The sequence below is a fragment of the Thermus sp. 2.9 genome (assembly GCF_000794385.1).
GTDB classification, from domain to species: Bacteria; Deinococcota; Deinococci; order Deinococcales; family Thermaceae; genus Thermus; species Thermus thalpophilus.
In genome coordinates, this window is the sequence record NZ_JTJB01000035.1 from 35704 (window position 1) to 50763 (window position 15060).

Consider the following 15060-nt stretch of genomic DNA (forward strand, 5'->3'; position numbering starts at 1 on the left):
TTAGCTCCCCAGGGCCTTCTCGTACACCTCCAGGTACTGCCGGGTGATGCGCTCAGGGTGAAAGCGCTCCTGGGCGTACTCCCGGGCCCTTCGCCGCATCTTGGGGAGCTCGGGGTGGGCCAAAAGCTCCAGGATGGCCGCGGCGAAGCCCTCCAGGTCCCCGAGCTCCACCAGCCTTCCCACCTCTGGCCGGACGAGCTCCGGCACCCCGCCCACCGCCGTGGCCACCACGGGCACCCCACAGGCCAGGGCCTCGAGGGCCGCCTGCCCAAAGGACTCCTCCTCCGAGGCTAGGAGGAAGAGGTCCGCCGCCCCCAGGACCTCCTCGGGGTGGGGCGTGGGGGGGTGGAAGGTGACCCAGGGCTCCACCCCGAGCTCCCGCGCCACCCGCCTGGCCTCCGCCTCCTCGGGGCCCTTGCCCAAAAGAAGGAGGCGCGCCTTGACCTTGGGGCGCACCTTGGCGAAGGCCCGCACGATGTCCGGCACCCGCTTGATGGGCCGGAAGTTGGAGGCGTGCACCAAAAGCCACTCCCCCTCCTCGGTGTAGAGCCCCTTACGTTCCGGGCGCGGGTAAAAGCGCTCGGGATCCACGGCGTTGTGGATCACCGTGGGCTTTACCCCAAAAGCCCTCTCCGCCTCCTTCGCCAAGGCCAGGCTCACCGCCGTGGTGGCCTGGGCCGCCTGCAAGGCCCGCCTCGTGGGCCCGTGGAAGGCGGGGTCCATGCCCAAAACGGAAACATCCGTGCCGTGGAGGGTGTGCACCAGGGGAAAGCCCTCGCCCAAGCCCAGGTAGCTAGCGGCGGCGTGGGGGATGGCGTAGTGGGTGTGGACGAGGTCCAGCCCGAGCCGCTTGGCCTCCCGCTCCAAGGTCCCCGCCAGGGACAGGGTGTAAAGGGGCCCGGGGAAGACGGGGTAAAAGGGCAGGTCCACGGGGATGAAGGCCACGGGGCTATCCTTGGGCAGGCGGAAGGGGCGCTCCGTGGCGAAGAGGTAAACCTGGTGGCCCATCCGGGCCAGGCGGTGGGCGAGCTCCGTGGCCACGATGCCGCTTCCCCCCAGGCCCGGGTAAGCCACTAGGCCAAGCCTTAGGGGCCTCACCCGGGGCGCCCTCCCCTTCGTTTCCTTGGCCTAATCCTCGAGGCCATGCCCCAAGTCTAGCGCAGGGCCCGCGCGCCCAAGGCTAAGAAGAGAAGGTTCGCCCCCCAGGCCCCAAGCTCCGGGGGTAAAGCCCCAATCCCCGCCAAAGAGCGCCCGAGGAAGAAGGTCCCGTAGTAGGCGAGGGCCAACACCACGCTCATCCCCAAGGCGAGCCCCGTGCTCCTCCCATAGCGCAGGGCCATGGCCGCCGCCAGGAGGACCAGGACCAGGTTGGCGAGGGGCAGGGCCAACTTGGAGTGGAACTCCAGCCGGGCGCGCCAGCGCTCCAGGGGGGCCAGGAAGGGATCCCGCGCCTTCTTCCAGGCCTCGGAGAGGCTATCCTGGCCAAAGCTAAAGGTGTCGGCGTAGTCGGCGATGGCGCGGGACCGGGAGAGGTCCGACTCCACCTCCAAAAGGGGCCCTTGGCTCACCACCTTGAAGACGCGGCGCACCTGGCCGAGGAGGTTCTCAGCCCCTTCCAGGCCCGGCACCTCCTTAAAGTCCACCCGGTAGTAGCGATAACCCTCCAGGGTGATGACCTTGCCCTCCCACCGGCCACGCTCAGCGAAGAGGAAGGTGCCCTCTTCCCCCTGGAAGGCGCTAATCCTCACCTGGAGCATTTCCTTGGTCCGCCAGTCAAAGCCCTCAAAGTAAAGGCTCTTGCCCTTGCCGATGGGGATCTGGAGCCCCACGAGCCGGTGGAGCCCTGCCCCTTGGGTGTGGATCTCGTCCCACCAGGCCACCCGCACCCGCTCGTTGTAGTGGGGCACCAGGTACTCCTGGAGGTAAAGGGCCGCTCCCGAGAGCGCTCCTCCCACGACCAGGAGGGGTAGGGCGGCCCGGTGGAGGGGGATGCCCCCCGAAAGGAGGGCGAACTGGGCTCCCTCCGCCGAAAGCCGGCCGAAGACCAGGACCGTGGTCACCACGGTGGCGATGGGGAAGACCTGAACCAAGACCCCGGGCACGTGGTAGGAAAGCCAGCGGAGGACCTTCAGTAGGGGCACCCCTTCCAACCACCGGGCCCCGGCATAGAAGAAGCCGAAGAGGTACACGGCGGTGAGGAAAAGGAGGGCCAGGAAGAGGACGGGGAGGCTTTCCCTCAGGACGTAGCGGTAAAGGGTCATGGGAGGCGGCTGGCGTAGGCGACAAGGCGCAAGGCTCCCTCGGGTACCCTGGTGGAGGCCAGGACCTTACCGCTCTGGAAGCGGAGGTGGAGCCTAGCGGAAGCCCCTTGTCCCCGGAGGGTGGCTTTACCCTCTTGGTAGGTGAAGCTTCCCAAGGCCAGGGCTTCCCGCCCTTTGAGGTCCACCACTAGGGTTTCCGCCTGGAGCCTGGGGCTGTCCGCCTGGACCTTGCCCTTTAGGACCACCACGTCCTCGGCGAATAGGGCGAGGGCCCTTTCCGCCCGTAGCCCCTTGAAGTCGGCGTTGGCGAAGACCAGGCCTTGGAAGCGGGCCTCCTGTTTGGGGATGTCGTGCTCCATGCTTTGGGCTTGAAAGGTTTCCTTGCCGGAAAGGAGCTCCACCCCTTTGGCCCGCACGAAGCTCCCTTCCTTGTACTCAATGTAGCTCCCCTTCAGGCGGAGGCCGTTTTCGTTGTCCACAAGGACGCCTCCCTGGGGGAGGGTGGTGACGCCGGTGTCCAGGTCCACCCGCTGGGGGCCAGTTGGCTCCACGCTAAAGGTGGCGAAGCGGGCTGCCAGGGCGAGGCCGAGGAAAAGGGGGAGGAGAAGCCCTCTCATGGAAGCACTTTATCCCATTCCTTCGTGTGCTACCTCATAGCTCCACCCCGGCCATCCTGAGAAGCACCCGGCTACGTATGAGGTTGTGAACAAGCAGGATGAGGTTCACCCGGGCCACCAGCCCCCAGTAGGACCGGGCCTCTATCCGATGAAGCCCCAAAGACCGCACCATCACGCTGAAGCGGGTCTCTATCCAGTTCCGTACCCTTCCCATCCACCCTCTCCACCCCGTCTCCACCACCCTTCCTCCCCTGACCCGATAGGGTGGTGTCTTGACTCCCTGGACCCAACGAAAGCCCCGGTCCCCGAGGACCGCGGGCAGACCGTCCAGCAGGTCCCTCCCCCAGGTCTCCCGGGCATTACCGGGGAGAATGGCCCAACGAAAGAAGAGACCCCGCTCGTTCATCACTGGCATGAGGACGTAGCCCGCGAAAGCCCCCAGAGGTCCTACCCCCATCGCGGCCTCGGGAAGAGAGAGGCCGTGGATGCGGTGGCCGTGGGCCAGGGGGATAGGCTTGAGGTCCACCACCTGCAGGAGGCCTTGTCCCCCAGAGAGCCTCATGGCCAGGTGAGCCAACAACCCCTGGGCCTTCTGAAGGACCCGGTAGAAGCGGGAGAGGTGGGGGAGGGAGGGGAAGTAGGCCTTGAGGGTGGTCTTGGCGGCCAAGTAGCCTTTGGCGAGGTCTTGGCCTTGCAAAAGGAGAAAGATGGCGAGGGTTAGGAGCTCGGCCAGGGTAGCCTTCTGGTGCTTTTGCTTTGGGGGGAGCTTGAAGTCCTGAGCTTGCAAGGCCTTGAGTTCGTCATCCACCCAAATGTAGGTAGCCACCAGAAGGGTTTCCGCGTCAAGATAGTAAAGGGGGTGCTCACGATCTTGCTGCATAGCACCCCCTCTTTTTTCACATCCCGAGGGTCCAGATCAAGTAGCACACGAAGGCATTTCCCTTAGCGCCACGTTAGCCCAAGGTTTTGGTAGAGTTTAGCCCGTGCGCTTCCTGACCCTAGCCTAGGCGTTGCCCTCGCGCCCCTTTTCCCTTTTTTGGCTTGGCTTGCCCCTTTCTTCTTGCAAGAGCTGCGCTTCCTCCCGCGGCTTTCCCTGTGGCTCCTTGTGGCTTACGCTTTTTCCCTTCTCCTCCCATCCCTCTTTGCCCCCGAGCCCTTGGCCTTTCCCTTGGCCCTTTTCCGCCTCCTTTACGTATTTGGGCTCGTGGGGGTGGGGGTGGCCCTGGGGAGGCGTTTTCCCGGCCGGGCCTTGGCTCCGTTGGGGGTAGGGCTTTTCTTGCTCTACCTCACCGCCTTCGTTGCCACCTACTGGGCCTATGGGGACAAGATGGCAGAGGTTCGCCTCACGCACCCCTTCCATAGCCCCGTGGGGCTTGGGCTCATGGGGGCGGTGGGGGTGTTCCTGGCCCTTTACGTGCGCTACCCGTGGCCCTTTCGTCTCCTCCTGGGGCTCCTTGGGGGGGCGGTCCTCCTCCTTTCGGGAAGCCGGGGGGGGATGCTGGGCCTCCTCCTGGGAGGGGCGGGGGGGCTTCTTTTCCGGGGGCGGGGGCTTTGGGCCCTGGGCCTTGCCGGGCTGCTCCTCTTCGTCGCGGGCTTTTTGGACACCCCGGTGACGGAGCGGTTTTTCCAGGGGCACCTTTCCGGGCGGGAGGGTGTTTGGCTTAGGGCCTACGAGGTTTACGCCGCCCACCCTTGGACCGGGGTGGGGCCCTACCTCCTGGGGGATTACCTCAAGGGGGTGCTTTTTGGGGACTGCTTCCTCTTTCCCCTCCTCGAGGCCAAGGGCCTCCGCTGCCCCCAGGCCTTGGTTCCCTGGGGGGGGTTGTGGACCTTCGCCCACAACCACCTCCTCCACGCCCTGGGGGAAAGCGGGGTGGTGGGGGCTTTGGGGCTTGCCCTCCTGGTGGGCGGTTTCCTCGCCGCCGCCTGGGGGGAAGGGCTTCTCTTTTCCCTTCTCCTGGCCTACGTGGCCATGGGGATGGTGGATAACCCCTTTAATGTCCCAAGCCCCTTCCGTGGGGAGATCTTCTTCCTGGCAGGGGGCATCGCCCTTTCCCGCCGCGCGCCGGGACCTGCCACCTGGGGCTTGGCTGGGGGGGTGACCCTGCTTTGGGCCCTACCCTTTTTCTACTTGGCCCTCACCCCCCTGCCCTCCGCCCCCCGCCTTCTCTACGCCGCCTTGGGCCGGGAGGGTGGGGTGGTACGGTTCGTGGGGGGGGAAGGGTATAGGGTCCAGGTGTGGGTTTGCGCTAAGGGGTGTCGCCGGGTGGGGTGGGAGTGGGATGGGGGGCAGACCATCGCTTTCCGTCTTCCCGAGGGCCTGGCGCCTGGGACCTACCGCCTGCGGGTGTTCCTTTTCGCCCCGGGGCGCCTGGCGCAGCGGCCGGTTTACGTGCTGGAACGGGAGGTGGTGCGGTGAGGTGGGTTGAGCTTGCAGGGGGGGTGGGGCTTGGGTTGGCCTTGGGGCTAGCGGCTACCGCTTTGGAGCGGGCTTTTCACCCCAATCCCGTACCCCTCGCCCCTTGCTGGCCGGCTCCCTTGCCCGAGCGGGCGGAGCTTTGGACCACGGGGGCGGTGGAGCTCTCCTTGTGCCGCCCCGCCACCTTGGTCTTGGACCTCGAGGGCACCCCCGCCCGGGGCAAGGGGCCTCATACCCTGGTGGTGGAGGGGGACCGGGTGCTTTGGGAGGGGGAGGTGCTGGGAAAAAAGACGCTTCGGGTGAAGATTTCGGGCCGCGGGGTGGTGGTACTGGCCTTTACCGACGACCTTTACCTACCTCCCCAGGACCGGAATCTCTTCCTGCGGGGGCTCAGGGTGGAGCCTTAGGCGGGGCGGTAAGCCTCCTCCCGCCGGTGCTTCAGGAGGGGGTAGCGGGCCCGGTAGGCCTCGAGGAAGCCCCAGTCCGGCTCGGCCAGGAGGAGGCCCTCCTCCTCCCTGCGGCCCAGGACCCGCCCGTCTGGGGCCACAAAGAGGCTTGGGGTTCCCGTGTCCGCCCGGCTCGCCAGGAGGAGGTAGGCTTGGTTTTCCGCCGCCCGGGCCCGGGCCAGGACCTCCATGAGCTCGGCGTAGGCCCCGGGCCAGGCGGCCCCCACCAAAAAGGCCTGGGCCCCCAGGAGGGCGTAGGTGCGGAAGAGCTCGGGGAAGTCCAGGTCGTAGCAGAGGGCGAGGCCCAAGGTCCGGCCCTCGTGGAGGAGGAGGACCGGGCCCGGCCCGGGGAGGAGCCCTTCGTCCCCTTCCTCTTCTGGCGTGAGGTAAAGGTGGACCTTGGCGTAGATGGGGCCTTGGGGGAAGACCTGGAGGCGGTTTTCCCTCGCGGCAAGAAGACCCGCCACCACCCTTAGGCCAAACTCCCCCGCCAGCGCCGCCAAGGCTTCGGGCAGGTCCGGGCTTTCCCGCCTGCCCAGGATGAGCTCGGGAAGGAGGAGAAGCCCCGCCCCTTCGGCCCGGGCTTCTTGGGCTAAGGGGCGGAGGGCTTGGAGGAGTTCTTTTGGGCTATCCCGCTTGGCGAGGTGGGCCAGGGCGAGGCGCATCTACTTACGGCCCAAACAGCGCCAGGCTGTGGGCAGGAGAAGGGCGGCGAGCACCGCCTTCACCAGGTCCCCAGGGAGGAAGGGGAAGAGCCCCATGGCCAAAAGCCCTCCCATCCCCGTGAACTTGCCCACCCCCACAAGCCAGGCCCCGAGCCAGGGAAGCCCCACCAGGTAGAGGAGGGCGTTCCCCAGGAGCATGGCCAAAAGGGTGCCGAAAAAGCTCCGGTCCAGGCCGAACCGCTCCACCAAAAGCCCCACCAGGCCCGCCGCCAAGGGGAAGGCCAGGAGGAAACCCCCCGTGGGGCCCAGGATCCTGGCCACGCCCCCCGTGCCCCCGGCGAAGACGGGAAGGCCCATGGCCCCTTCCAGGAGGTAGGCCAAAAGGGCCAGGAAGCCGAGCCGGCTCCCCAAGGCCGCCCCCACCAGGAGGATGCCCAAGGTTTGAAGGGTGAGGGGCACGGGGGTGAAGGGGAGGGGGATGGCCACCTGGGCGGTGAGGGCCACGAAGAGGCTTCCCGCCAGGATGAGGCTTAGGTCGCGGGCCAGGGTGCGCTTGGGCCAAAGGGTCTTGACCAAAGGAGTGTAGGCCAGGGCTTCGGTCTTCATAAGCACCTCCTCGTTCGTCAACCACGCTATAGCCCAAGGGTTTACATGTCAAGGGTCTTACCGGTGCGGGCCCAGGGCCTTAAGGATCTAGGGGTATACTGGAGCCGTGCCTTCTTTGCCTTGGCGTCCCAAGCCCTTTGCCTTGGGATGGCGAGGTTGGAAGGGCTTCCAAATAGGAGGTGAACCATGAAGGTGGGGATTAACGGGTTCGGCCGCATTGGGCGCCAGGTCTTTCGCATCCTGCACACCCGGGGCGTGGAGGTGGCCTTGGTGAACGACCTCACGGACAACCGCACCCTGGCGCACCTGTTGAAGTACGACTCCATCTACCACCGCTTTCCCGGGGAGGTGGGCTACGACGAGGAAAACCTTTACGTGAACGGCAAGGCCATCCGGGCCACCGCCATCAAGGACCCCAAGGAGATTCCCTGGAAGGAGGTGGGGGTGGGGGTGGTGGTGGAGTCCACCGGGGTCTTCACCGACGCTGACAAGGCCAAGGCCCACCTCGAGGCCGGGGCCAAGAAGGTGATCATCACCGCCCCCGCCAAGGGGGAGGACATCACCATCGTCATGGGGGTGAACCACGAGGCCTACGACCCCGCCAAGCACCACATCCTCTCCAACGCCTCCTGCACCACCAACTCCCTGGCCCCCGTGATGAAGGTGTTGGAGGAGGCCTTCGGGGTGGAGAAGGCCCTCATGACCACGGTCCACTCCTACACCAACGACCAGCGCGTCCTGGACCTGCCCCACAAGGACCTCAGGCGGGCGCGGGCCGCCGCCATCAACATCATCCCCACCACCACCGGGGCGGCCAAGGCCACGGCCTTGGTCCTCCCTTCCCTCAAAGGGCGGTTTGACGGCACCGCCCTCCGGGTGCCCACCGCCACGGGGAGCATCTCCGACATCACCGCCCTCCTCAAGCGGGAGGTGACGGCGGAGGAGGTGAACGCCGCGCTAAAGGCGGCGGCGGAAGGTGCCCTCAAGGGGATCCTGGCCTACACCGAGGACGAGATCGTCCTCCAGGACATCGTCATGGACCCCCACTCCTCCATCGTGGACGGCAAGCTCACCAAGGCCATCGGCAACCTGGTGAAGGTCTTCGCCTGGTACGACAACGAGTGGGGCTACGCCAACCGGGTGGCGGACCTGGTGGAGCTCGTCCTGAAGAAGGGGGTCTAGATGCGCACCCTGCGCGACCTGGACCCCAGGGGGAAGCGGGTTCTGGTGCGGGTGGACTACAACGTCCCCATCCAAGGGGGGGTGGTCCAGGACGAAACCCGCATCCAGGAAAGCCTCCCCACCCTGCGTCACCTCCTCGCCGGGGGGGCTTCCTTGGTCCTCCTCTCCCACCTGGGCCGGCCCAAGGGGCGTGACCCCAAGTATTCCCTGGCCCCCGTGGCCGAGGCCTTGGCCCACCACCTTCCCGGGGTGCGCTTTGTACCCCATAGCCCCGGTTCCGAGGAGGCCTACCAGGCGGTGCGGGCCTTGGGGCCAGGCGAGGTGGTTCTCCTGGAAAACGTCCGCTTTGAGCCGGGGGAGGAAAACAACGACCCCGAGCTGGCCGCCCGCTACGCCCGGCTTGGGGACGCCTTCGTCCTGGACGCCTTTGGGAGCGCCCACCGGGCCCACGCCAGCGTGGTGGGGGTGGCGCGGCACCTTCCCGCCTACGCCGGCTTCCTCATGGAAAAGGAGGTGCGGGCGCTTTCCCGTCTTTTGCAAAACCCTGAGCGCCCCTACGCCGTGGTCCTGGGCGGGGCCAAGGTTTCCGACAAGATCGGGGTCATTGAAAGCCTCCTTCCCCGCGTTGACCGCCTCCTCATCGGGGGGGCCATGGCCTTCACCTTCCTCAGGGCCTTGGGGGGCGAGGTGGGGAAGAGCCTGGTGGAGGAGGACCGCCTGGACCTGGCCCGGGACCTTTTGGCCCGGGCGGAGGGCTTGGGCGTGAAGGTCCACCTGCCCCAGGATGTGGTGGCGGCCACGGAGATAGCCCCGGGGGCAAAAACCCAGGTCTATCCCGGGGACGCCATCCCCGTGCCCTACATGGGCCTGGACATCGGCCCCAAGACCCAAGCCGCCTTCGCCGAGGCCCTGAAGGGGGCCAAGACGGTGTTTTGGAACGGGCCCATGGGCGTCTTTGAGGTGCCCCCCTTTGACCAGGGGACCTTGAGCGTGGGCCGGGCCATCGCCACCCTCGAGGGCGCCTTCACCGTGGTGGGCGGGGGCGACTCGGTGGCGGCGGTGAACCGCCTGGGGCTCAAGGAGCGCTTCAGCCACGTGTCCACCGGGGGCGGGGCCAGCCTGGAGTTCTTGGAGAAGGGCACGCTTCCCGGGATTGAGGTCCTGGAGTAGGGTTGCCTCCTCCCCGCCCCCCTTCGTGGGGGCGGGGTTTTCGCTATGATGGCCCCATGCGCCGGGTACTGGTGGCGGGCAACTGGAAGATGCACAAGGTCCCTTCGGAGGCCCGGGTTTGGTTCGCTGAGCTGAAGAGGCTCCTTCCCCCCTTGCAGTCGGAAGTGGCCCTTCTTCCCGCCTACCCCATGCTCCCCGCCGCCAAGGAGGTCTTCTTGGGGAGCCAGGTGGCCTACGGGGCCCAGGACGTCTCCGCTCACCGGGAAGGGGCCTACACGGGGGAGGTCTCAGCCCGGATGCTCGCCGACCTGGGGTGCCGTTACGCCATCGTGGGCCACTCGGAAAGGCGGCGCCACCACGGGGAGACGGACGCCCTGGTGGCGGAGAAGGCCAAAAGGCTTCTGGAGGAGGGCCTCACCCCCATCCTCTGCGTGGGGGAGCCCTTGGAGGTGCGGGAAAGGGGCGAGGCGGTGCCCTACACCTTGGCCCAGCTTCGGGGAAGCCTCGAGGGGGTGGAGCCCCCTTCCCCCGAGCGGCTCGTCATCGCCTACGAGCCGGTGTGGGCCATCGGCACCGGCCAAAACGCCACCCCCGAGGACGCCGAGGCCATGCACCAGGCCATCCGCCAAGCCCTGGCGGAGCGGTACGGGGAGGGCTTCGCTGCGCGGGTGCGCATCCTCTATGGGGGAAGCGTGAACCCCAAGAACTTCGCCCACCTCCTTTCCATGCCCAACGTGGACGGGGGGCTGGTGGGTGGGGCGAGCCTGGAGCTGGAGAGCTTCCTTGCCCTCCTCCGGATCGCGGGTTAGGGGAGTACCCGGATGGTGCCCTCCTCCGCCACCACGTGAAAGTGCCGGTCCAGGCTTAAAACCAGGCCCCCACTCCGCTCCGCCACGGCGACGACCGCGGCATCGGCCAAGCCTAAGGGCAGGTCCCGGTACCGGGTCACGAGTGCCCTGACCCGGGGCAGGTCCTTTTCCCCGCACTCCAGGGAGAAGGCCCCGGCCTCGAGGTCTTGGAGGAGGGCCTCGAGGGCCGCAAGGCCCAGGCGCCTTTCCACGAGGTAGGCGATCTCGGCGAGGATGCCCATAGGCACCAGGTAGGGACCAGGATCAAAAAGAAGGAGCGCCTTGACGCGGCCGTGGTCCGGGTCCTTCCGGTTCAGGAGGGCGAAGAGGGCGGAGGTGTCCAGGGTGATCATCGCTCAAGCCAGGCCCTTGCCAGCCACCCCTCGGAGGTGCGCCCAGAGAGTTCCTCGTCCTCGCCCACGCCTAAGGAACGAAAGGTGGGTCTTTGACGCTGGGCAAGGTAGGCGGCCAAGGCCTCCCGGATGAGCTCTGCCTGGCTTTTGCCCTCCCGCCGCGCAGCTTCCTTTAGGGCCCGGTGAAGCTCAGGAGGGAGGTAGAGGGTTGTCTTCTCCCTGCCTTCACTTTACGCCACATGTGGTCGGCATCACATCTGTGGGATCCGAAAGGACCACGGTCGGTCAACCCTAGCGAGACTGGGAGCAGTTCTTCCTCAAGAACTCCAAGAGAGCCAGCCCATGGGGGTTGGCAGCTGGCTAAAATGGTCCCGTGGCCCTGAAGTTCCCGGCAAGCCCCCTGGCCCCTGTCCTCAGCCTGCTTCGGCAGGCTGGAAGCCTTAAAAGGGGTCCACCTGGAGCTTAGAACCGGGGAAATCCTGGGCCTTTTGGGCCCCAACGGGGCGGGCAAGACCACCCTCATCAAGGTCATCCTCGGCCTCCTCCTCCCGACGCCGGGGAGGTGGTCTTGGAGGAGGGCGGGGCGCGGCGCAGGCCCCAGGGCCACGAGTTTGGCGTCCTCCTGGAAGGAAGCCGCAACCTCTACGTCAACCTGAGCCTCCTGGTGAACGCCCTCTACTTCGGGGGCATCCGGGGGCTTGCCCCAAAGGAAGTCCGCCCCCGGTTTGAGGCCTGGCTGGAGCGCTTCGGCCTAAAGGACCGCCTCCACGCCCCCCTCGCTTCCCTCTCCCGGGGCATGCAGCAGAAGGCAGCCCTGGCCCTGGCCCTCGCCCTCAAGCCCCGCTTCCTCCTCCTGGACGAACCCACCCTGGGCCTGGACCCCGTGAGCCGGAGGGAGTTTGAGGGCATCCTCTTGGAGCTCAAGAAAGAGGGGTGGGGGATCCTCCTCACCTCCCACGACCTGGAGGTGGTGGAGCGGGTGAGCGACCGGGTGGCCTTCCTCCACCGGGGAGAGGTGCGGCGGCAAGGCCCCACCCGGGCCCTCCTCCTAGACTGGGCCGGGGAGGGGTACCGGGTGCGCCTCGCCGGGCCCAAGGCGGAGGTCCTTCTCAAAGCCTTAGGCCCTGGCTGGAGCGCGGAAGGCCCCGAGGTCCTCTTCTTCCTGGGGCCGTGGGAGGCGCTGCGGGAGGCTTTGGGTACGCTCCCCGTGGAGGTCCTCGAGGTCTCCAGGGGGACGCCGAGCTTGGAGGCCCTCTTCCTTCACCTCTTCGGGGAGGCCAGCCCTTTCCCCAGCGCATAACTTTGCGCTACCCTATCTCCATGCGCCTCCACCCCCGCACCGAGGTGGCCAAGGAGAGCATCTTCCCCAAGATGAGCGCCCTGGCAAGGGAGCTTGGCGCGGTGAACCTGGGGCAGGGCTTTCCCTCTAACCCCCCGCCCCCTTTCCTGCTGGAGGCGGTGCGCAAGGCTTTGGGCCGGTACGACCAGTACGCCCCCCCGGCGGGGCTTCCCCTCCTGCGGGAGGCCTTGGCGGAGGAGTTTGGCGTTTCCCCGGAGGGCGTGGTGGTGACCTCGGGGGCCACGGAGGCCCTTTACGTCCTCCTGCAGAGCCTCGCTGGCCCGGGGGAGGAGGTGGTGGTCCTGGAGCCCTTTTTTGACGTCTACCTGCCCGACGCCTTTCTAGCGGGGGCGGGGGCGCGGCTCGTGCGCCTGGACCTAACCCCGGAGGGCTTCCGCTTAGACCTCGCCGCCTTGGAAAGGGCCGTCACCCAAAGGACCCGGGCCATTCTCCTCAACACCCCCATGAACCCCACGGGCCTGGTCTTCGGGGAGGAGGCGCTGAAGGCCATTGCTGCCTTGGCCCGCAAATACCAGCTCTTTTTGGTCTCCGACGAGGTTTACGACGAGCTCTACTTCGGCGAAAGGCCAAGGCGCCTCGGGGAGTTTGCCCCCGAGCGCACCTTCACCGTGGGGAGTGCGGGGAAGCGCCTCGAGGCCACGGGCTACCGGGTGGGTTGGATCGTGGGGCCGGCGGAGTTCATGCCCACCCTGGCGGGGATGCGCCAGTGGACGAGCTTTTCCGCCCCCACCCCCTTGCAGGCGGGGGTGGCGGAGGCCTTGCGGGTGGCGCGAAAGGAGGGGTACTACGAGGCCCTGCGGGAAAGCTACCGGAAGCGGCGGGACCTCCTCTTGGCGGGCCTAAGGTCTTTGGGGCTAAGGGTCTATCCCCCTGAAGGCACCTACTTCCTCATGGCGGAGCTTCCGGGCTTTGACGCTTTCTGGCTCGTGCGGGAGGCGCGGGTGGCCTTAATCCCCGCCTCCGCCTTCTACCGGGAGGACCCACCCCCTTACCTCTTCCGCTTCGCCTTTTGCAAGAGCGAGGAGGAGCTAACCTTAGCCCTGGAGCGGCTTGGGCGTGTGGTAAACTCCCCCCGTGAAGCCTAAGGTGGTGCGGTACCTAGATCGGGGAGAGTTCCCCCTGGGGGCGGAGGAGGCCCTCGCCCTCTACCGGGCCATGCGGCGGGCCCGGTTTTTTGACGAGAAGGCCATGACCCTGCAACGGCAGGGGCGGCTTGGGGTGTACGCCCCCTTCATGGGGCAGGAAGCGGCCCAGGTGGGGGTGGCCTTGGCCCTGGGGGAGGGGGACTGGGTGGTGCCCAGCTACCGGGAAAGCGCCCTGCTCCTCGCCCGGGGGCTTCCCATCCACACCCTCCTCCTCTATTGGCGGGCGCACCCCGCGGGCTGGCGCTTTCCCGAGGGGGTGCGGGCGGTGAACCCCTACATCCCCATCGCCACCCAGATCCCCCAGGCGGTGGGCCTGGCCTTGGCGGGGCGCCACCGGGGGGAGAACTGGGTGGTGGCCACGAGCATCGGGGATGGGGGGACGAGCGAGGGGGACTTCCACGAGGGGCTCAACTTCGCCGCCGTGTTCCAGGCCCCGGTCCTCTTTTTGGTGCAGAACAACGGCTACGCCATCAGCGTTCCCAAGAGCCGGCAGATGCGGGTGGAGTACATCGCCCAAAGGGCGGAGGGCTACGGGATGGAGGGGGTGGTGGTGGACGGGAACGACGCCTTCGCCGTCTACCTCGAGGCCAAGAAGGCGGTGGAGAGGGCGCGGAAGGGGGAAGGCCCCACCCTCCTCGAGGCCCTCACCTACCGCCTCGCCCCCCACACCACCTCCGATGACCCCTCCCGCTACCGCTCCAAGGAGGAGGAGGAGGCCTGGCGGCGAAAAGACCCCGTGCTTCGCCTGCGGAAGGCCCTGGAGGAAAAGGGGCTTTGGGGCGAGGAAAGGGAAAGGGCGCTTCTTCAGGAGCTGGAAGAGGAGTTTGAGCGGGAGCTCGCCCGGGCGGACAGCGCCCCCGAACCCCGGCCCGAGGAGATCGTGGAGCACGTCTATGCCGATATGGGGCCGGACCAGAGGCGGGCTTGGGAGGCCTTGCGCCAAGGCCTTCACGTGGAGGAGGTATGGTGAAGGAGAAGACGCGCGTCCTCAACCTGGTCCAGGCCATCCACGAGGCCTTGGACCTGGCCCTGGCCCGGGACGAGCGGGTCCTGGTCTTTGGGGAAGACGTGGGGCGGCTTGGGGGGGTGTTCCGGGTCACGGAGGGGCTACAGGAGAAGTACGGGGAGAACCGGGTCTTTGACACCCCCTTGGCGGAAAGCGGCATCCTGGGCCTGGCCATCGGTCTCGCCATGGGCGGGATGCGCCCGGTGGCGGAGATCCAGTTCGCCGGCTTCCTCTACCCCGCCTTGGACCAGATCCTCTCCCACCTGGGCCGCTGGCGGCACCGGAGCCGGGGCCGGGTGGGGCTTCCCCTGGTGGTGCGGGCCCCCTATGGCGGTGGGGTTCACACCCCCGAGCAGCACGCCGACTCCCCGGAGGCCATCCTCTGCCACACCCCGGGGGTGAAGGTGGTCATCCCCTCCAGCCCGGAACGGGCGAAGGGGCTTCTCCTTGCGGCCATTGAGGACCCGGACCCCGTGTTTTTCCTCGAGGCCATCAAGCTCTACCGGGGTGCAAGGGCGGAGGTCCCCGAGGGCTACTACACCCTTCCCCTGGGCAAGGCCCGCATCCTGCGGGAAGGGAAGGCCGCCACCCTCATCGGCTACGGGGGCATGGTGGAGGTGATGCTGGAGGCGGCGGAGGTGGCGGCCAAGGAGGGGGTGGAGGTGATGGTGGTGGACCTGGAGACCCTGGTGCCCCTGGACGAGGATACCCTCCTTTCCGCCGTGAAGGAGACGGGCCGGGCCATCGTGGTCTACGAGGCCATGCGCACCGGGGGCTTCGGGGCGGAGATCGCTGCCCGCATCGCCGAGGGGGCCATAGACTACCTCCAGGCTCCCGTGGTGCGGGTGGCGGGGTACGACGCGCCCTACCCGCCCTTCAGCGCCATTGAACACCTTTACCGTCCCGGTGCCCGCCGGGTCTTCGCCGCCTTGCGCCGGGTGCTTCGCTACTAAGGGCGGCTTACGGGCTGCTACACTGGGGA

At 67.4% G+C, this 15060-nt stretch carries 16 protein-coding genes and 1 pseudogene; 9 read left to right on the top strand and 8 right to left on the bottom strand.

The window, feature by feature from the left end; all coding sequences use genetic code 11:
* Genes bshA through QT17_RS08910 form a run of 4 tightly spaced genes read right to left on the bottom strand, consistent with a single transcriptional unit; the run spans position 1 to position 3758 of the window.
* On the bottom strand, positions 1-1098 hold the full coding sequence (gene bshA, locus QT17_RS08895) for an N-acetyl-alpha-D-glucosaminyl L-malate synthase BshA (RefSeq protein WP_039459193.1): 1098 nt from the start codon (positions 1096-1098) through the stop codon (positions 1-3).
* Positions 1099-1154: 56 nt separating this feature from the next.
* A complete protein-coding gene (locus QT17_RS08900) occupies positions 1155-2261 on the bottom strand; it encodes an LptF/LptG family permease (RefSeq protein ID WP_039459196.1) in 1107 nt (368 codons plus the stop codon).
* On the bottom strand, positions 2258-2878 hold the full coding sequence (locus QT17_RS08905; RefSeq protein WP_039459201.1) for a hypothetical protein: 621 nt from the start codon (positions 2876-2878) through the stop codon (positions 2258-2260). Before QT17_RS08905 ends, QT17_RS08900 begins: the two co-directional genes overlap by 4 nt.
* Before the next feature lie 34 nt (positions 2879-2912).
* A complete protein-coding gene (locus tag QT17_RS08910) occupies positions 2913-3758 on the bottom strand; it encodes a transposase (RefSeq protein WP_014628970.1) in 846 nt (281 codons plus the stop codon).
* Positions 3759-3938: 180 nt separating this feature from the next.
* Here QT17_RS08910 and QT17_RS08915 point away from each other — a divergent pair, with 180 nt between their 5' ends.
* Complete coding sequence (locus tag QT17_RS08915; protein WP_235283866.1) at positions 3939-5297, top strand: O-antigen ligase family protein; 1359 nt, start codon at positions 3939-3941, stop codon at positions 5295-5297.
* Entirely contained in the window at positions 5294-5704 is a 411-nt protein-coding gene (locus QT17_RS08920) for a hypothetical protein (RefSeq protein WP_039459203.1), read from the top strand. Before QT17_RS08915 ends, QT17_RS08920 begins: the two co-directional genes overlap by 4 nt.
* On the opposite strand, the gene QT17_RS08925 is transcribed toward QT17_RS08920, so the two are convergent.
* A complete protein-coding gene (locus QT17_RS08925) occupies positions 5701-6408 on the bottom strand; it encodes a carbon-nitrogen hydrolase family protein (RefSeq protein ID WP_039459205.1) in 708 nt (235 codons plus the stop codon). The genes QT17_RS08920 and QT17_RS08925 overlap by 4 nt on opposite strands.
* On the bottom strand, positions 6409-7014 hold the full coding sequence (locus QT17_RS08930; protein WP_039459208.1) for a biotin transporter BioY: 606 nt from the start codon (positions 7012-7014) through the stop codon (positions 6409-6411).
* Positions 7015-7200: 186 nt separating this feature from the next.
* On the opposite strand from QT17_RS08930, the gene gap reads away from it, so the two are divergent.
* From gap to tpiA, 3 genes are read left to right on the top strand one after another with little or no spacing between them, the layout of a single operon-like run.
* A complete protein-coding gene (gene gap, locus QT17_RS08935; RefSeq protein ID WP_039459210.1) occupies positions 7201-8196 on the top strand; it encodes a type I glyceraldehyde-3-phosphate dehydrogenase in 996 nt (331 codons plus the stop codon).
* Positions 8197-9366 (top strand): phosphoglycerate kinase, encoded by a 1170-nt coding sequence (pgk, locus tag QT17_RS08940; protein WP_039459213.1) that lies wholly within the window; start codon positions 8197-8199, stop codon positions 9364-9366.
* Positions 9367-9422: 56 nt separating this feature from the next.
* The gene (gene tpiA / locus QT17_RS08945; RefSeq protein WP_039459215.1) at positions 9423-10175 is read left to right on the top strand and encodes a triose-phosphate isomerase; all 753 of its coding nucleotides are present in this window, start codon (positions 9423-9425) and stop codon (positions 10173-10175) included.
* Here tpiA and QT17_RS08950 read toward each other — a convergent pair.
* Together QT17_RS08950 and QT17_RS13390 are read right to left on the bottom strand one after the other, a co-directional pair.
* A complete protein-coding gene (locus tag QT17_RS08950; RefSeq protein WP_039459218.1) occupies positions 10172-10567 on the bottom strand; it encodes a PIN domain-containing protein in 396 nt (131 codons plus the stop codon). The two genes, tpiA and QT17_RS08950, sit on opposite strands and share 4 nt — an antisense overlap.
* Positions 10564-10779: pseudogene (locus tag QT17_RS13390) on the bottom strand (CopG family transcriptional regulator); the annotation flags it as partial. The gene QT17_RS08950 and the pseudogene QT17_RS13390, both read right to left, overlap by 4 nt.
* 350 nt (positions 10780-11129) lie before the next feature.
* Here QT17_RS13390 and QT17_RS14750 point away from each other — a divergent pair.
* The 4 genes from QT17_RS14750 to QT17_RS08970 are packed head-to-tail and all read left to right on the top strand — an operon-like array spanning position 11130 to position 15031.
* Entirely contained in the window at positions 11130-11867 is a 738-nt protein-coding gene (locus QT17_RS14750) for an ABC transporter ATP-binding protein (RefSeq protein WP_304412962.1), read from the top strand.
* Positions 11868-11887: 20 nt separating this feature from the next.
* Positions 11888-13012, top strand: coding sequence for a pyridoxal phosphate-dependent aminotransferase (locus tag QT17_RS08960; RefSeq protein WP_039459365.1), 1125 nt, complete (start codon positions 11888-11890; stop codon positions 13010-13012).
* The gene (gene pdhA / locus QT17_RS08965) at positions 13002-14042 is read left to right on the top strand and encodes a pyruvate dehydrogenase (acetyl-transferring) E1 component subunit alpha (RefSeq protein WP_039459219.1); all 1041 of its coding nucleotides are present in this window, start codon (positions 13002-13004) and stop codon (positions 14040-14042) included. Before QT17_RS08960 ends, pdhA begins: the two co-directional genes overlap by 11 nt.
* Complete coding sequence (locus tag QT17_RS08970) at positions 14036-15031, top strand: alpha-ketoacid dehydrogenase subunit beta (RefSeq protein ID WP_039459221.1); 996 nt, start codon at positions 14036-14038, stop codon at positions 15029-15031. Before pdhA ends, QT17_RS08970 begins: the two co-directional genes overlap by 7 nt.
* Positions 15032-15060 lie beyond the last annotated feature (29 nt).